At 70.3% G+C, this 17,490-nt stretch carries 13 protein-coding genes, 1 tRNA gene and 1 riboswitch; of the genes, 11 read left to right on the top strand and 3 right to left on the bottom strand.

The window, feature by feature from the left end:
• The first annotated feature begins 126 nt into the window (after positions 1-126).
• A riboswitch (cyclic di-AMP (ydaO/yuaA leader) is annotated at positions 127-316 on the top strand.
• A gap of 3 nt (positions 317-319) precedes the next feature.
• From ACFUPX_RS39250 to ACFUPX_RS39280, 7 genes are all read left to right on the top strand, one after another.
• Positions 320-1,039, top strand: coding sequence for a transglycosylase family protein (locus ACFUPX_RS39250; RefSeq protein WP_383333624.1), 720 nt, complete (start codon positions 320-322; stop codon positions 1,037-1,039).
• Between the two features lie 294 nt (positions 1,040-1,333).
• Entirely contained in the window at positions 1,334-2,620 is a 1,287-nt protein-coding gene (gene eno / locus ACFUPX_RS39255) for a phosphopyruvate hydratase (protein ID WP_383333626.1), read from the top strand.
• A 112-nt stretch (positions 2,621-2,732) separates the two neighbouring features.
• Positions 2,733-3,212: a septum formation initiator family protein gene (locus ACFUPX_RS39260; RefSeq protein WP_383333628.1), complete on the top strand. Its 480-nt coding sequence runs from the start codon at positions 2,733-2,735 to the stop codon at positions 3,210-3,212.
• 39 nt (positions 3,213-3,251) lie between these two features.
• Positions 3,252-3,788: a DUF501 domain-containing protein gene (locus ACFUPX_RS39265; RefSeq protein ID WP_383333630.1), complete on the top strand. Its 537-nt coding sequence runs from the start codon at positions 3,252-3,254 to the stop codon at positions 3,786-3,788.
• A complete protein-coding gene (locus ACFUPX_RS39270) occupies positions 3,785-4,711 on the top strand; it encodes an exopolyphosphatase (RefSeq protein WP_383333632.1) in 927 nt (308 codons plus the stop codon). Before ACFUPX_RS39265 ends, ACFUPX_RS39270 begins: the two co-directional genes overlap by 4 nt.
• Positions 4,712-5,109: 398 nt before the next feature.
• Entirely contained in the window at positions 5,110-6,513 is a 1,404-nt protein-coding gene (locus ACFUPX_RS39275; protein WP_383333634.1) for an NAD(P)/FAD-dependent oxidoreductase, read from the top strand.
• Positions 6,514-6,717: 204 nt separating this feature from the next.
• Positions 6,718-8,022 (top strand): class I SAM-dependent methyltransferase, encoded by a 1,305-nt coding sequence (locus ACFUPX_RS39280; RefSeq protein WP_383333636.1) that lies wholly within the window; start codon positions 6,718-6,720, stop codon positions 8,020-8,022.
• A gap of 74 nt (positions 8,023-8,096) precedes the next feature.
• Here the strand turns inward: ACFUPX_RS39280 and ACFUPX_RS39285 are convergent, their stop codons facing one another.
• Together ACFUPX_RS39285 and ACFUPX_RS39290 are read right to left on the bottom strand one after the other, a co-directional pair.
• Positions 8,097-10,607: an ABC transporter permease gene (locus tag ACFUPX_RS39285; protein ID WP_383333638.1), complete on the bottom strand. Its 2,511-nt coding sequence runs from the start codon at positions 10,605-10,607 to the stop codon at positions 8,097-8,099.
• 120 nt (positions 10,608-10,727) lie between these two features.
• Entirely contained in the window at positions 10,728-11,498 is a 771-nt protein-coding gene (locus tag ACFUPX_RS39290) for an ABC transporter ATP-binding protein (RefSeq protein WP_383333640.1), read from the bottom strand.
• A gap of 398 nt (positions 11,499-11,896) precedes the next feature.
• On the opposite strand from ACFUPX_RS39290, the gene ACFUPX_RS39295 reads away from it, so the two are divergent.
• A tRNA-Leu gene (locus ACFUPX_RS39295) sits at positions 11,897-11,980 on the top strand.
• Positions 11,981-12,009: 29 nt separating this feature from the next.
• Here the strand turns inward: ACFUPX_RS39295 and ACFUPX_RS39300 are convergent.
• Positions 12,010-13,653, bottom strand: a complete 1,644-nt coding sequence (locus ACFUPX_RS39300; protein WP_383333642.1) for an IclR family transcriptional regulator C-terminal domain-containing protein — start codon at positions 13,651-13,653, stop codon at positions 12,010-12,012.
• Between the two features lie 144 nt (positions 13,654-13,797).
• Here ACFUPX_RS39300 and ACFUPX_RS39305 point away from each other — a divergent pair, with 144 nt between their 5' ends.
• From ACFUPX_RS39305 to ACFUPX_RS39315, 3 genes are all read left to right on the top strand, one after another.
• Positions 13,798-14,976 (top strand): 4-hydroxybenzoate 3-monooxygenase, encoded by a 1,179-nt coding sequence (locus tag ACFUPX_RS39305; protein ID WP_383333644.1) that lies wholly within the window; start codon positions 13,798-13,800, stop codon positions 14,974-14,976.
• 74 nt (positions 14,977-15,050) lie between these two features.
• Positions 15,051-16,448 (top strand): MFS transporter, encoded by a 1,398-nt coding sequence (locus ACFUPX_RS39310; RefSeq protein WP_383333646.1) that lies wholly within the window; start codon positions 15,051-15,053, stop codon positions 16,446-16,448.
• 66 nt (positions 16,449-16,514) lie between these two features.
• Positions 16,515-17,432: a Bax inhibitor-1/YccA family protein gene (locus tag ACFUPX_RS39315; RefSeq protein WP_383333648.1), complete on the top strand. Its 918-nt coding sequence runs from the start codon at positions 16,515-16,517 to the stop codon at positions 17,430-17,432.
• The last annotated feature ends 58 nt before the right edge of the window (positions 17,433-17,490 follow it).

A 17,490-nucleotide genomic window follows, 5' to 3' on the forward strand; every position in this document is an offset into this window, starting at 1 on the left:
GGTCTCAGAAGCCCTGATCGTCTTTGAGTTTCGGCCGATCGCATGTCTACGGTCGTGACCGCTCGCCACAGCGGGCCCCGCCGGTCGGTACGCCGAGTCCTGCCAATTGGCCGTTCGGGAACAGTCGTCGCGCAAGCGCCGTAGGCAGGAGCGGGGGAACCAAGGTTTCCGCCGGGCCCGGCCGTTCAGCATCGCGAGAGCGAGGCGAGGACGGACGGGAACGGCTAGGGGTTAAGTCGCGCTCAAGAAGCGCGGCCGGGCAACTTCATCGGCCCGAACCCGACAGCTCACCTCGCAGGCGTCGGTGAGGGGATCACTCATGCTGTTTTCCAGCAAGGGCAAGCACCGCCGCCCGTCCAAGGCCACCCGTGTCGCCACGCTCGCCGGTGTCACCGGTGTCGCCGTCGCCGCTCCGCTGATGGCGGCCGGCCAGGCCTCCGCCGCCACCAACTCCGAGTGGGACGCCGTCGCCCAGTGCGAGGCCGGCGGCAACTGGTCCATCAACACCGGCAACGGCTACACGGGCGGCCTGCAGTTCTCGTCGTCCACGTGGGCGTCGTACGGCGGCACGAAGTACGCGCCCACCGCCGACAAGGCCTCCAAGGCCCAGCAGATCGAGATCGGCGAGAAGGTCCTCGCGGGCCAGGGCAAGGGTGCCTGGCCGAGCTGCGGCGTCGGCCTCTCGGGTGCGTCCAACGAGGGTGGCGGTGCGCAGGAGAGCGCCCCGCAGCAGACCCAGGAGCAGCCGAAGAGCCAGCCCAGCGCCCAGACCGAGCAGCCGCAGCAGGCCGCTCCCAAGGCTGAGGCCCCCAAGCCCGAGGCTCCCAAGACCGAGTCGAAGAAGACCGTCGAGACCCCGACCGGCAAGACGGTCAAGAAGGGCGACGGCGAGTACAAGGTCAAGAAGGGTGACACCCTCTCCAAGATCGCCGAGGCGAAGGACGTCAAGGGCGGCTGGCACAAGGTGTACAAGCTCAACGGCGACATCATCGACAACGCCGACATGATCTACCCGGGTCAGCAGCTGCACCTCAGCTGAGAACCCCACCTCGGCCGAGAGGCCGAGAGCGGCGGCGCTTCGGCGGACGCGTCGCCGCCCGTTTCACCTCCCGCCCCGGTGCGCGTATCCCCCGTACGCACCGGGGCGGGGTTCTTTTGCCCTCCGCCGCCCCTGGCGCCCTCCATCGCCCCTCCATGCTTTGTTCCGTTCGGAAACATTTTGCTCTCGGTTTGTCCACAGGGCGGTCGCTCGGCTGGCTCTTGTCCGGGAGCCGGTTAGGCTCGTGTCCGCGAGGCCAACGCCCCGCGTACCCGCGTCACATCCCAGAAGGAGATGCTCGTGCCGTCCATCGACGTCGTCGTAGCCCGGGAAATCCTGGACTCCCGAGGCAACCCCACGGTCGAGGTCGAGGTCGGCCTCGACGACGGCAGCACGGGTCGTGCCGCCGTTCCGTCCGGTGCGTCCACCGGTGCTTTCGAGGCCATCGAACTCCGTGACGGTGACCCCAACCGTTACATGGGCAAGGGCGTGGAGAAGGCCGTCCTCGCCGTCATCGAGCAGATCGGCCCGGAGCTCGTCGGGTACGACGCGACCGAGCAGCGCCTGATCGACCAGGCGATGTTCGACCTCGACGCCACCGACAACAAGGGCTCGCTCGGCGCCAACGCCATCCTCGGCGTCTCGCTCGCCGTCGCGCACGCCGCGTCGGAGGCCTCCGACCTGCCGCTCTTCCGCTACCTCGGCGGCCCGAACGCGCACCTGCTGCCCGTTCCGATGATGAACATCCTGAACGGCGGGTCGCACGCCGACTCGAACGTCGACATCCAGGAGTTCATGATCGCGCCGATCGGCGCCGAGTCGTTCTCGGAGGCCCTGCGCTGGGGCACCGAGGTCTACCACACGCTGAAGAAGGTCCTGAAGGAGAAGGGTCTCTCCACCGGGCTCGGCGACGAGGGCGGCTTCGCCCCGAACCTGGACTCCAACCGCGCCGCGCTCGACCTCATCCTCGAGGCCATCAAGCAGGCCGGTTACGTCCCCGGTGAGCAGATCGGCCTCGCCCTCGACGTCGCCGCGTCCGAGTTCTACAAGGACGGCAAGTACGAGTTCGAGGGCAAGTCCCGCTCGGCCGCCGAGATGACCGAGTACTACGAGGAGCTCGTCGCCTCGTACCCGCTCGTCTCCATCGAGGACCCGCTGTTCGAGGACGACTGGGCCGGCTGGAACGTCATCACCGAGAAGCTCGGCGAGAAGGTCCAGCTGGTGGGCGACGACCTGTTCGTCACCAACCCGGAGCGCCTCGCCCGTGGCATCGAGGAGAAGTCGGCCAACGCCCTCCTGGTGAAGGTCAACCAGATCGGTTCGCTGACCGAGACCCTGGACGCCGTCGAGATGGCCCAGCGCAGCGGCTTCAAGTGCATGATGTCGCACCGCTCCGGTGAGACCGAGGACGTCACCATCGCCGACCTCGCCGTCGCCACCAACTGCGGCCAGATCAAGACCGGCGCCCCGGCCCGCTCCGAGCGCGTCGCCAAGTACAACCAGCTCCTGCGCATCGAGGAGATCCTCGACGACGCAGCGGTGTACGCCGGCCGTTCGGCGTTCCCCCGCTTCAAGGCCTGAGCTGCCGCTGAACTGCTTCTGAGCCCCGGCTCCGCTGAGTAGTTACCTACGTCCCCGTACTCGGTCCCGTACCGTGTGCGGGGACGTCGGCACGTATCGGGGAGGCGCACTTATGGCCGTGAAGGACCGCGACCGGTTCTCCACCGCGACCAGGCTGCGCCTGCTCGGCGAGCAGACCGCCGAGCGTGTGTACCGCTCCCAGACCAAGCGCCAGGCGCGCCGCTCCCGGCTCACGGGACGTGCCGCGCTCCTGGCGCTCGTGCTCTGTTCGCTGGTCGTCGCGCTCGCCTACCCGATAAGGCAGTACGTCTCCCAGCGCGCGGAGATCGCCGATCAGCGCAAGGAGCAGGCCGAGCGCCGCGGGAACGTCGAGAAGCTGCGGGACGAGAAGGCCCGCTGGCGGGACGACGAGTACGCGGAGCAGCGCATCCGGGACCGGCTGCACTATGTGATGCCGGGCGAGACCGGTTACACGGTGATCGATCCCGCGGCGGCGAAGAAGCAGCGCACCGACCAGGGGGCGGCCGCCAGGCCCTGGTACTCGAACGTGTGGGACGGCGTCGACAAGGCGGACCGCCCGGACGACGACTGAGCCCGACAGAACTTCTACGGAACCGATCGAAAGACAGGCATGGAAACGCCCCCGCCGACCACCCCGCGCACCGAGCCCACCGACGCCGACGTCGAGGCCTTCAAGCAGCAGCTCGGCCGTCCGCCGCGCGGCCTGCGGGCCATCGCCCACCGCTGCCCCTGCGGACAGCCGGACGTCGTGGAGACGGCGCCGCGCCTGCCGGACGGGACGCCGTTCCCGACGACGTACTACCTGACGTGCCCGCGGGCGGCTTCCGCGATCGGCACCCTTGAGGCCAACGGCGTCATGAAGGAGATGTCGGAGCGGCTGAAGACGGACCCCGAGCTGGCCGCCGCGTACCGCGCGGCGCACGAGGACTACATCGCGCGCCGCGACGCCATCGAGGTCCTGGAGGGCTTCCCGAGCGCGGGCGGCATGCCGGACCGCGTGAAGTGCCTGCACGTCCTGGTCGGCCACTCGCTGGCCGCGGGCCCCGGCGTGAACCCGCTGGGCGACGAGGCGATCGCGATGCTGCCGCAGTGGTGGGCCAAGGGGCCGTGCGTCACGGCCTGCGCCGAGCAGGAGCCCGCCAAGTGACCCGCGTGGCCGCGATCGACTGCGGCACGAACTCGATCCGCCTCCTGGTGGCGGACGCGGACCCCGCGACCGGCGAACTGGTCGACCTGGACCGCAGGATGACGATCGTCCGCCTGGGCCAGGGCGTCGACAAGACGGGCCGCCTGGCCCCGGAGGCCCTGGAGCGGACCTTCGCGGCGTGCCGCGAGTACGCCGACGTCATCAAGGAGCACGGCGCCGAGCGCCTGCGCTTCGTGGCGACCTCCGCGTCCCGCGACGCCGAGAACCGCGACGACTTCGTACGCGGGGTCCTGGACATCCTCGGCGTCGAGCCGGAGGTCATCAGCGGTGACCAGGAGGCCGAGTTCTCCTTCACGGGCGCGACGAAGGAGCTGGCGGGCAGCGACCACCTGGCCAAGCCCTACCTCGTCGTGGACATCGGCGGCGGCTCCACGGAGTTCGTCGTCGGCGAGGACCACGTCCGCGCCGCCCGCTCCGTCGACGTCGGCTGCGTACGCCTCACGGAGCGGCACATCCGCACCGACCCGCCCGCGCCCGCCGAACTCGACGCCGTGCGCGCCGACATCGAGGCGGCGCTCGACCTCGCCGAGCGGACGGTACCGATCCGCGAGGCCGGCACCCTGGTGGGCCTCGCGGGCTCGGTGACCACGGTGTCCGCGATCGCGCTGGGCCTCGACGCGTACGACTCCGCGGCGATCCACCACTCCCGGATCTCCTACGAGCAGGTCAGCGAGATCGTGGCCCGCCTGACCCGGGCCACGCACGACGAGCGGGCCGCGATTCCGGTGATGCATCCGGGGCGCGTGGACGTCATCGTGTCGGGCGCGCTGGTGCTTCTGTCGATCATGGACCGGACCGGGGCCCGGGAGGTCGTCGTCAGCGAGCACGACATCCTCGACGGCATCGGCTGGTCGATCGCCTGAGCGCTTCATGTAGCGTCTGAGCGGCTGCCGAGGGGCTCCGAGGGCCCCTCGGCGACATGCCGTCGGGAAACTTCGTGAAGTTCTTCACAAGGAAATCGGCTCGGTTGGACGATGTTCAGGGGTTCCGGCCCCCTGAAAGTGCCCTCCGAGGGCCGCGTGACCCATGACAGTGAAGGTTCGCCCGTGTGTCCGGAGTGTGAACCGGGTGGGTGGTCCACTGGGGTCGAGAGGCCAGAGCGGCAGCTCACAAGGGGTGCACAACGTCTCGGGTCATCCCGTGGTTCCCCTGGGGCGCTATGGCCTGCGTCACGTGGGCGGCGAAGTGTAGCAGAGGGTCTACCCATGCTTGTGAAGGGGCGCACGAGCGACCCCCCTCGGGCAGGTGGATACTCGATGGCATGAGCACCACGGAGCGTCCCAGGATCCTCGTAGTAGGCGGTGGGTACGTAGGCCTGTACGCAGCTCGGCGCATCCTCAAGAAGATGCGCTACGGAGAGGCGACCGTCACGGTCGTCGACCCCCGGTCGTACATGACCTACCAGCCCTTCCTCCCCGAAGCCGCGGCCGGCAGTATTTCGCCTCGGCACGTCGTCGTCCCGCTGCGACGCGTGCTGCCCAAGGCGGAAGTTCTGACCGGGCGGGTCACCACCATCGATCAGGACCGCAAGGTCGCCACGATCGCCCCCCTCGTGGGCGAGGCGTACGAGCTGCCTTTCGACTACCTGATCATTGCGATGGGTGCCGTCTCCCGTACCTTCCCGATCCCCGGCCTCGCCGAGCAGGGCATCGGCATGAAGGGCATCGAGGAGGCCATCGGCCTGCGCAACCACGTCCTCGAGCAGCTGGACAAGGCTGACTCCACGACGGACGAGGACGTCCGCCGCAAGGCGCTGACCTTCGTCTTCGTCGGCGGTGGCTTCGCGGGTGCGGAGACCATCGGTGAGGTCGAGGACATGGCCCGCGACGCGGCCAAGTACTACAACAACGTGAAGCGCGAGGACATGCGCTTCGTGCTCGTCGACGTCGCGGACAAGATCCTTCCCGAGGTCGGCCCCAAGCTCGGCCAGTACGGCAAGGAGCACCTCGAGGGCCGCGGTGTCGAGGTCTACCTCAAGACCGGCATGGACTCCTGCGTGGACGGCCACGTGGTGCTCAACAACGGCCTCGAGGTCGACTCCAGCACCATCGTGTGGACCGCCGGCGTGAAGCCGAACCCGGCGCTCGCCCGCTTCGGTCTGCCGCTGGGCCCCCGTGGCCACGTCGACACCCAGACGACCCTCCAGGTCCAGGGCACCGACTACATCTGGGCCGCGGGCGACAACGCCCAGGTGCCGGACATGGTCGGCCGCAAGGCCGGCAACGAGAACGCCTGGTGCCCGCCGAACGCCCAGCACGCGCTGCGGCAGGCCAGGGTCCTCGGCGACAACGTGATCTCCGGCATGCGGGGCTTCCCGCAGAAGGAGTACAGCCACGCCAACAAGGGTGCGGTCGCCGGTCTGGGCCTGCACAAGGGCGTCGCGATGATCGTCATGGGCAAGGTGAAGATCAAGCTCAAGGGCCGTCTGGCCTGGTATATGCACCGCGCGTACCACGGCATGGCGATGCCGACGTTCAACCGCAAGATCCGGGTCTTCGCCGACTGGACGCTCGCGGTGTTCCTCAAGCGTGAGGTCGTCTCGCTGGGCGCCATGGAGACGCCGCGCGAGGAGTTCTACGAGGCCGCCAAGCCCGCGCCGAAGCCCGCCGTGGCCAAGGCCGAGCCGGTCGCCGCCGGGTCGGAGGAGAAGGCCAAGGCCTCCTGATCTCCGGTCACTGAACAGCCCCGAAGGGGCCACTCGCCATCCGTGGTGCGAGTGGCCCCTTCGGGTTTTTCCTGTCCCGTATACGTGTTGGTTACATGTATTTTGCCGATCCGTGACGCGGCAACGGGACTGCGGGAGCGCCCGGTTGGTGTTTACGTGGTGTTGAACCTATCCGGGATATCCCGAATCACGGAGGTGTGCACCATGCCCGATGCCGCACGGCGGCTGAAGAGCCTTGCCGAACAACTGCTGGGAGCCCCGCTCCCCGTACGTATTCGTGCCTGGGACGGTTCCGAAGCAGGCCCGCCGGGCGCCCCCACCCTCGTCGTACGCAACCGCCGCGCCCTGCGCCGCCTCATGTGGAAGCCGGGCGAGCTGGGCCTCGCCCGCGCCTGGGTGGCCGGTGACCTGGACGTCGAGGGTGATCTGTACGCCGCGCTCGACCGGCTCGCCGGGTTCATCTGGCAGCGCGACGAGGACGCGAAGACCCTGAGGCAGTCCCTGCGCGACCCCGGGTTCCGCGCCGCCGCCCGGTCCCTGGTCGGCCTCGCCGCGCCGTTCCTGCCGCCGTCGCCGCCCCCGGAGGAGATGCGCAGGCGGGGCAGCCTCCACCTGCACACCAAGGGCAGCGACCGGCAGGCCATCAGCCACCACTACGACGTGGGCAACGACTTCTACGAGCTGGTGCTCGGCCCCTCGATGGTCTATTCGTGCGCTTACTGGGGGACCGATGAAGAGGCAGCCTCCACCCTCGAAGCCGCCCAGCGCGACAAGCTGGAGCTCATCGCCCGCAAGCTCGACCTGAAGCCCGGCATGCGGCTGCTCGACGTCGGCTGCGGCTGGGGGTCCATGGCGATCCACGCGGCGCGCGAGCACGGCGTCACCGTCGTCGGCGTCACGCTCTCCCAGGAGCAGGCCGCGTACGGCAGGAAGCGCATCGCGGAGGAGGGTCTGACCGACCGGATCGAGATCCGCGTCCAGGACTACCGCGACGTGCGCGACGGACCGTACGACGCGATCTCCTCCATCGGTATGGCCGAACATGTCGGCGCCGAGCGGTACTTGGAGTACGCACACGACTTGCACGCCCTCCTCAAGCCCGGCGGGCGGCTGCTCAACCACCAGATCGGGCGCAGGCCCCAGGCCGACGAGTCGGCGTACGAGGTGGACGACTTCATCGACGCCTATGTCTTCCCCGGGGGCGAGCTCGCCCCCGTGGGGTCCACCGTCGGGATACTGGAGCGCGCCGGGTTCGAGGTGCGTGACGTGGAGGCGATCCGCGAGCACTACGCCCTCACGCTGCGCCACTGGGTCGCCAACCTGGAGGCCCGCTGGAAGGAGGGCCAGCGGCTCACCTCGCCGGGCCGCGCCCGCGTCTGGCGCCTCTACATGGCGGCGTCCGCGCTGGCCTTCGAGCACAACCACATCGGCGTCAACCAGGTCCTCGCCGTGAAGACCCCGCAGACGGGCGCCTCCGGGATGCCGCTGCGGGCCCGCGACTGGAACTAGCCCGCGCCACCCGCGTACGCGAAGGGCCCCGGACGGCAGACGCGTCCGGGGCCCGATGTGCCTGCCGCCGAGTGCTACTCGCTCTTGATCGCCATCAGCGGGTTCAGCTTGGCCGCGCTGCGGGCCGGCCACATGGCCGCGAGGACGCCGACCAGGCCCGCGATGCAGAGGAAGATCGCGATACGGCCGACCGGGATCTCCATGGTGTACGTCTTGACCGTGCCGGAGATGCTGCCGCCCGCGGCCCAGCCCATGAAGAGGCCGAGGCCGATGCCGAGCACCGCGCCGAACAGGGAGATGATGACCGCCTCCAGGCGCACCATCTGCTTGACCTTCGCGCGGTCCAGGCCGATGGCCCGCATCATGCCGATCTCGTGCTTCCGCTCGAAGACCGACATGGCCAGGGTGTTGATGACACCCAGCACCGCGATCAGGATGGCCATCGCCAGGAGGCCGTAGAGCATGTTCAGCATCAGGTTGATCGCGCCGGCGATCTCGTTGCTGATCGCGTCCTTGTCCTGGATCTTGATGGCGGGGTTGTCGCCCAGGGCCTTGACGATGGTGTCCTCGGCCTTGTCGGACGTGCCGCCCGCCATCTTCACCAGGACCTGCTCATCGGTGATCTTGGAGAGGTGCGGGTCGACCACCGCGAGCGGCGTGAAGAGACCGTCGATCATCTCGTTCTGCTCGTAGATCCCGGCGATCTTCAGGCGGTCCGTCTTGTCGTCGTCGAACTTCACCGGGACGGTGTCGCCCGTCTTGAGGCCCTGCTTGTCCGCCGTCTTCTTGTCGACCAGCGTGGCCTTGCCGTTCAGACCCGCGAGCGAGCCGCTGGTGAAGTCGAGGCTGGCCAGCTTGCCGAACGCCTTCTCGTCGACGCCGGTGACCTGGGAGTACGAGCCGTCGTCCACCTCGGCGTAGGCCGTGCGCAGGGGGCTGCTGGCCTCGACCTCGGGGAGCTTGTCCAGCTTCTCGCGGACCTCGGGGGTCAGCGGCTGGTAGTTCGCCATGGAGACGGTGTAGTCGGCCTTCAGGGAGTCCGCGGCCATCTTGTTGATGGCGCTGCTCATGGAGGTAGCGACCACCGTCATCGCCGTGATGAGGGTCAGACCGATCATCAGGGCCGCCGCCGTGGAGGCCGTGCGGCGCGGGTTGCGCACCGCGTTGAGCCGGGACAGCTTGCCCGTGACGCCGAACGGCTTCAGGAGCGGGGCCGACGCGGCGATGAAGGGGCGCGACAGGAGCGGGGTCAGGACGATGACGCCGACCATGATCGTGGCGGCGCCGCCGGACTTCACATAGTTGTCGTCCATGAACAGCATGACCGTGCCGAGCGCGACGATGATCGAGCCGATGGTGTTGCGGACGACGAGGCCGCGCATGGTCGGCGTCGCGTGGACGCTGTTCATCGCGGCGACCGGCGGGATCCGCGCGGCGCGACGGCCCGGCAGCCAGGCGGCGAGCATGGTCACGACCACGCCGATGACCAGGGCGACGACGATCGTGGTCGGGGCGACGACGATCGGCCCGTCGGGCAGCGAGGCGCCCGCGGAGTTCATCAGGGTCTCGAGCCCCACGGCCACGCCGATGCCCAGCGCGAAGCCGGTCACGGCGGCCACCAGGCCCACCAGGAACGCCTCGATGAGCACGGAGCGGGTCACCTGGCGGCGCGAGGCGCCGACGGCCCGCATGAGCGCGAGCTCCTTGGTGCGCTGGGCGACCAGCATGGTGAAGGTGTTGGCGATGATGAAGATGCCGACGAAGAGCGCGATGCCCGCGAAGATCAGCAGGACCTGGCTCATCGACTTGGTGTCCTGCTCGATCATCCTCTCCTGGTCGTCGGAGAGCTGGGCGCCGGTGACGGCGTCCGTGTCCTTCGGCAGGATCTTCTCGACGGAGCTCTTCAGCGCCGTGTCCGAGGTGCCCGCGGCGGCCTTCACGTCGATCTCGTCGTACTCGGTCTTGCCGAGGACCGTGCGCGCCGTGTCGTTGTCGAACACCACCAGGCTGCCGCCCGCGAGGACGCTGCCGTCCGTGGTGTCGAAGATGCCGCTGATCTTCGCCTTCTTCACCGGGCCGTCGGTGGAGTAGCGGACGGTGTCGCCGACCTTGTAGCCGGTGCGCCCCGCGGTGCGGGAGTCGAGCGCGAGGTCACCGGCGGACTTCGGGGCGGCGCCCTCGGTGAAGTCGTAGCGCGGGTCCTTGCCGCCCTTGCCCGGGAAGTAGTTGGCGCCGGTGGTGCCCCACTCGCCGCCCACCAGCTTGCCGTCCTTGTCGGCGAGCGCGGTGAAGCCGTTGAAGGTGCCGATCGCCGAGTCGGAGCCGGGCAGGCCCTGGGTCTTCTTGAGAAGGGCGTCGGTCAGGCGCGGCTTCTGCTTGGTCTCGTCGTCGGAGCCGCCGAACGGCTGTACGGCGACCGAGACGTGGTCGAAGCTCTTCGCCGACTTGTTCTTGTAGGCGTTGCCGAAGGTGTCGGTGAAGACCAGGGTGCCGGAGACGAAGGCGACGCCGAGCATGACGGCGAGCACGGTCATCAACAGCCTGGCCTTGTGCGCGAGCACGTTGCGCAGGGCGGTACGGAACATGGGTGTGAGTCCTGGGAGAGAGAAGGTGGGCCCCGGAGATGGGCCCCGAAGAGGGCGCGGGGAACTGCGCGACCAGCCACGACGTACGCGCAGGCGGCACCTGCGGACGCCGAACGGCGCTTAGCTGGTCCGGCCCTTGGCATCGAAGTGCTTCATCCGGTCGAGCACCCCATCGGCCGTAGGCCCGTGCATCTCGTCGACGATGCGCCCGTCGGCCAGGAAGATCACGCGGTCCGCGTACGCCGCGGCCACCGGGTCGTGGGTGACCATGACGACGGTCTGGCCCAGTTCGCGTACGGAGTTGCGCAGGAAGCCCAGGACTTCCGCGCCCGAGCGCGAGTCCAGGTTTCCGGTCGGCTCGTCGCCGAAGATGATGTCGGGCTGCGAGGCCAGCGCGCGGGCCACGGCGACGCGCTGCTGCTGGCCGCCGGAGAGCTCGGTGGGCCGGTGGGAGAGCCGCCCGGCCAGGCCGACCATGGAGATGACCTGCTCCAGCCACTGCTTGTCGGGCTTGCGGCCCGCGATGTCCATCGGCAGCGTGATGTTCTCCAGGGCCGTCAGCGTCGGGAGGAGGTTGAAGGCCTGGAAGATGAACCCGATCTTGTCCCGGCGGAGCTTGGTGAGCTGCTTGTCCTTGAGGGTGGACAGCTCGGTCTCGCCGATCCGCACGGAGCCGCCGCTGAAGCTGTCGAGCCCCGCGACGCAGTGCATCAGGGTCGACTTGCCGGAGCCCGACGGGCCCATGATCGCGGTGAACTCGCCCTGCCGGAAGTCGACGGAGACATGGTCCAGGGCGACCACCTGGGTCTCGCCCTGGCCGTACACCTTGGAGAGGTCCGTGGCGCGCGCGGCCACTGCGGTGGTGCGGGCGGCGAAGGGGGTGGTGGTCACGGGGCGGTGCTCCTGTCGGGACGACGAGTGGGGACGTACTCCATCGTGCGTGCGGATCCGCGCCGTGTAGTCAGCCGCTGTTCCGGTTCCGAAGGCCCTCTGCAGTCGGACCCCGGGTGCCGGAGTCATACCTGGGGATGACCCCGACCCCTGACGCGAAGTAGCACCCGCCAGTGGCCCGCCGGCGTCCGCCGACGTTCCGGAAGCGTCTAAATTCCGTCATTCCGTCCCGGAGGCCGCACAACGGCGGAAGGGCCTGCGGCATGTACCGATGGGCCATACCGGTGGCTGATGCACCCTCAGACGTCAATAAAATAAGACAACATCGGGCTGTTGTTCCGCTGTTCGGGGGACGCCTCCCGATAGGGTCGAATCACTTGATGCGGAGCCCATGGCCTGCCCGGATGGTGGAATGCAGACACGGCGAGCTTAAACCTCGCTGCCCCTAGCGGGGCGTGCCGGTTCAAGTCCGGCTCCGGGCACCTTCGCCAAGACCTCGCCGCCACGCCCGCTACGGCAGCAGTACGCCGTTGAAGCGGGCCGCGGTGTGCAGATCCCCCTCGATGGCCGCCGCCGTCTCGCGCAGTGCGGGAAGCAGCGCCCCGACGGTCTCCTCCAGCGGGGCGGTGCCCGCGTGCTGGGCCACGTTCAGGGCGGCGACCACGCGGCCCTGCGCGTCCTTGAGCGGTACGGCGACCGAGCGCAGGCCTTCCTCCAGCTCCCCGTCCGCGGTGGCGTGGCCGTCGGCCGCGGCCCGGTCGAGGATGCGGCTCAGGTGGGCCGGGTCGGTGACGGTGCGCCGGGTGAGGGCCTTTGGCGGCGCCGCCTCCAGGAGGCGCGCACGCTCCCGTGCGGGCAGCCCGGCCAGCAGGACGCGGCCCATGGCGGTGGGGTAGGCGGGGAAGCGCGTGCCGAGCGTGATGTGGACGCTCATGACGCGGACCGTCGCCGCCCGCGCCACGTACAGGATGTCCGTGCCGTCGAGCACCGTCACCGACGCCGACTGGTGGACGCGGCCCGCCAGTTGGCGCAGATGCGGCTCGGCGATGTCGGCGAAGCCGAGGCGGGAGAGGCGGGCGTAGCCGAGCTCCAGGATGCGGGGCAGGGGGCGGTAGAGGCGGCCGTCGTGGGCCGCGTACCCCTGGAGCTCCAGGGTGCGCAGACAGCGGCGTGCGGTGGCCCGTGGCAGGCCGGTGGCCGCGGCGATCGCGGTGAGCGGCAGGCCGTCGCCGCGGGCCGCGCCCAGGGCGCGCAGGACGGCGAGGCCGCGGGCGAGCGACTGGAGGTAGCCGGGGCCGAGTTCGGCCTTCGCGCCTGCGGTGTCCGGCCCCTGATCAGCCGTCAGTTGCCCTTCCTCGTCCGCTGCTTGGGCGGTCGGGAGTTCTTCGAGCAGCGCCGCCTCCTCCCGCAGCCGTGGCAGCACGAGCTCCGCGAGGCCCTGCGCCGTGTGCCTGCTGGTGTGGCTCACCGCGGACAGGGCGTACCGGGCGCGGCCCGTCGCGTCGCGCACCGGGACCGCCGTGGCGATCAGGCCCGGCTCGATCAGCTGGTCGTCCAGGGCCCAGCCCGTCGCCCGCGAGCGCTCCACGCGGTCCGCGAGCTCCGGGGGCGGGGACGCGGGGCCCGGCGGCAGCGCGGGGAAGGCGTGGCCCTGCGGGTCGGCGGCCACCCGGGCCCGCCATGCCGCCCACGCCGCCTCGTCCCACTCGGCGGCGAACAGGGCGCCCGGCGCGCACCGCTCGGCGGGGAGCAGATCGCCGATGCGGAAGGCCACCGACATCGCGCGGCGCCGCGCGGCCTGCGTGACGAAGCGGACGCCGTCGCCGTCGGGCACCGCGAGGGACACCGACTCGTCGAGATCGTCCGCGAGCCGCGCGGTCCGCGCCGCGACCTCGCCGCTGAGTCCGCTCGCCGCGAGGTAGGCGTTGCCCAGCTCCATCAGGCGGGGCGTGAGGTGCAGTTCCTGGCCCTGCTCGCGTACGTGGCCGACGCGGACCAGGGTCGCCACCACCCGGTCCACCGTCGAGCGGGCCAGGCCGGTGGCGCGGACGAGGTCGCCCGCCCTGGCCCGCTCGGCGACCGCGAGGGCGCGCAGGACCGCGAGGCCGCGCTCCAGGGGGCGTACGGACTCTTCGCGTACGGACTCTTCTGGCATGGCGCTGCTCCTCGCACGGGTGGAGAACGGGGCCCCGAAAGTGAATGCCCCGCAACCGTTGACAGCCGCTGGGTCCGGTCGGAGACTCCCGTCAGCACATTATGAACGAAAGTTCACCAGGCGAACAAGTGGAGGGGTCGGCCGATGCGCACCACCGTCGGAATCATCGGAGCCGGACCGGCGGGCCTGCTTCTCGCCCGCCTGCTGCACAACGCCGGCATCGATTCCGTCGTCCTGGAGACCCGGGACCGCGCCTACGTGGAGCAGCGCCAGCGCGCCGGGATCCTGGAGCAGGGCACCGTCGACGTCCTGCGCGAAGCGGGCGCCGCCGCCCGCATGGACCGCCAGGGCATCCCGCACGACGGCATCGAGCTGCGCTTCGACCGCCGCAGGCACCGCGTCGACTTCCCCGGGCTCACCGGCGGCAGGTCCGTGATGGTCTACGCCCAGACCGAGGTCTGCAAGGACCTCATAGCCCTCCAGCTCGCCGCCGGGGGCCCGTTGCTCTTCGAGGCGGAGGCGCTCGCCGTCGAAGGCGCCGAGACCGAGAGCCCGCGCGTCCGCTTCCGCCACCAGGGCCGCGAGTCCGTCCTCGCATGCGACTACGTGGTCGGCTGCGACGGCTCCTGGGGCGTGGCCCGCAACGCCGTGCCCGCCGATGTCGCCCGGGTCTTCGAGCGGACGTACCCCTTCGGCTGGCTGGGCATCCTCGCCGACGTGCCGCCCTCGCACGACGAGCTCGTCTACGCCCGCCACGACCGCGGCTTCGCGCTCCTGTCCATGCGCTCGCCGACCGTCACGCGCGCGTACCTCCAGGTCCCGGCGGGGACGGACGCCGCCGACTGGGGCGACGAGCGGATCTGGGAGGAGCTCGACCGCCGCCTGGAGACCGACGACCCGTCCTGGACGCTGAAGCGCGGACCCATCACCTCCAAGTCCGTCACCCCCATGCGCAGCCACGTCCACGAGCCGATGCGGCACGGACGCGTCTTCCTCGCCGGGGACGCCGCCCACATCGTCCCGCCCACCGGCGCCAAGGGCCTCAACCTCGCCGTCGGCGACGTCGTCACCTTCGCCCGCGCGCTCGTCGAGCTCCGCGACACCGGCTCCGCCGCGCGCCTCGACGCGTACTCCGCGACCTGCCTGCGCCGCGTGTGGCAGGCCGAGCGCTTCTCGTACGCGATGACCACGATGCTGCACCGCGCCCCCGAAGCGACCCCCTTCGACGACCGCGTCCAGCTCGCCCAGCTGGACCGCGTCACCACGTCGCGCTCGGCCGAGGCCGACCTCGCCGAGAGCTACACGGGCTTCCCCCTCGACTGAGCCCGCACCGCCGCACCGCCGCACCCCCGGAAAGTCCCCGTCCCCGCCAGGTCCCACGAAGAAGTGAGAACCCCGTGACCGCTCCCCGAGGTGCCGCGCCCCCGCGCACCTTCAGAACCGTCGCCCCCGTCATAGCCCTGTGCTGGCTCGTCGTCTTCTTCGACGGGATGGACGTCAACATCTACGGCGCCGTGATGCCGCACCTCATCGACGACGAGGGCTTCGGCTTCACCGCGTCGACCGCCGGCACCATCGGCTCCTGGACCACCTTCGGCATGCTCATCGGCGCCCTCGGCTGCGGCACGCTCACCGACTGGATCGGCCGCAAGCCGATGGTGACGGGGAGCGTCGCGCTGTTCTCGCTGGGCTCCGCGGTCTGCGCGCTCGCGCCGAGCGCCGCGGTCTTCGGCACCGGCCGGTTCATCGCCGGGCTCGGCCTCGGCGGTCTGATGCCGATCAGCCTCGCGATCGTCGCCGAGTTCGCGCCGCCGCGCCGGGCCGCGCTCGCCACCGGCCTGATGATGACCTCCTACCACGCGGGCGGCATGGCGGCCACGGGCCTGGGGCTCTGGCTCGGGCCCGACCACGGCTGGCGCGTCGTCTTCTGGGCGGGCGTGATCCCCGCGGTCGTCGCCGTCCCCCTCGTCCTGAAGTGGCTGCCCGAATCGCCCGGCGTACTGCTCGCCAAGGGCCGCGCGAGCCAGGCGGAGGCCGTCGCCGCGCGCTACTCGCTGCCGTCCCCGACGCCCGCCGAAGCCCCCGAGGCCGGTGCCAAGGGACGCTTCGCCGCCGTCGCCTCGCTCTTCACCCCCGGTCAGCGGCTCGCCACCCCGCTCCTGTGGCTCGCGTCCTTCGCCGGGCTCCTCCTCGTCTACGGGGTCTCCACCTGGCTCCCCGAGCTGATGCGCGCCTCCGGCTACTCCCTCTCCTCCTCCGTGACCTTCCTCATGGTGATCAACGCGGGCGGCATCGTCGGCATGCTCGTCGCGGGGCGGGCCGCCGACAAGTTCGGTGCCGTACGGATCTCCGCGATCTGGTTCCTGCTCACCGCCTGCGGAGCCTTCCTGCTCAAGGCGGAGCTGCCGCTCGGTGTCGCGTACGTGATCGTCTTCGTCACCGGCATCTGGCTCTTCTCGGCGCAGGTGATGGTCTACGCGTCCGCCCCTTCCGTCTACACACCGGCCCAGCGCGCCACGGGCCTCGGCTGGATCACCGGCGTCGGGCGCACCGGCGCGGTCGTGGGGCCGTGGCTGGGCGGCGCCGTCGTCTCCGGCGGGAACGCGTCCCTCGGATTCACCACCTTCGCGGTGGCCGCCGTGCTCGGGGCCGTGGCGATCTCGCTGGTGCCACTCGTACGGCGCAGCCGCCGTACCCCGGCGGACGAGGGTGTATCCACCCTCCCACCGGGAACAGAGAGCACCGGGCCGGTCGTTCTTGGTCACAAGGAGGGAAAGATCCTCCCCAAGCACTAGGGTCTTCCTTTTGCCTACGCATTACTCTTGAGCCAAAGCCACGCACGGTGGCCATGGAGGAGTGAAATGAGGAGCAGCAACCCGGTCTTCTCGCGACGGGGGTTCAGCCGCGACAACGGCTACGCGGGCTTCGGCACGCAGCCGCAGGCCGGGGGACCCGCCGCCGGGACGCAGACCCAGCAGGGCAACCCGTACGCGGGCGCCGCAGGCCAGCAGGCCCCGGCCAATCCGTACGCGACGAACCCTTACGCCCAGCAGGACCTGCAGCACGGCGCCCCCCAGGCGCCCGTAACCACCGCCGGCCGCATGACGATGGACGACGTCGTCATGCGTACGGCCACCACGCTCGGCACCCTGGTCGTCACGGCGGCGCTCGCCTGGGCGCTGCTGCCGGTGGACGACGCCAACTTCAGCAAGTCGATGGGCATCGCGATCGGCGCCGGCCTCGTCGCGATGGTGCTCAGCCTGGTGCAGGCCTTCAAGCGCAAGGCCTCGCCGCCGCTGATCCTGGCGTACGCCGCCCTGGAAGGTGTCTTCCTCGGCGTCGTCTCCAGCCTCGTCGACAACCGCATCGCGGACGGCGCGGCCATGCAGGCCGTGATCGGCACGATGGCCGTCTTCGTCGGTGTCCTCGTCGCCTACAAGGCCGGCTGGATCCGCGTCAACCGTCGCTTCTACGGCTTCGTGATGGCCGCGGCGATGGGCTTCCTGCTGCTGACCGCGGTGAACCTGCTGTTCGCGGTCTTCGGCGGCGGTGACGGCCTCGGCTTCCGCAGCGGCGGCCTCGGCATCGTCTTCGGCATCGTCGGCATTCTGCTCGGCGCGTGCTTCCTGGCCCTGGACTTCAAGCAGGTCGAGGACGGCATCGCGTACGGCGCTCCGAAGGAAGAGGCCTGGCTCGCGGCGTTCGGTCTGACGCTGACGCTGGTCTGGATCTACATGGAGTTCCTGCGCCTGATCGCCATCTTGCAGGGCAACGACTGACGCGGCTGCCTCAGCCGCATCGGCTGGATCGGCGAAGGGCCCCACGGAACATACGTTC

The organism is Streptomyces sp. NPDC057302 (genome assembly GCF_042667685.1).
Taxonomy (GTDB): domain Bacteria; phylum Actinomycetota; class Actinomycetes; order Streptomycetales; family Streptomycetaceae; genus Streptomyces.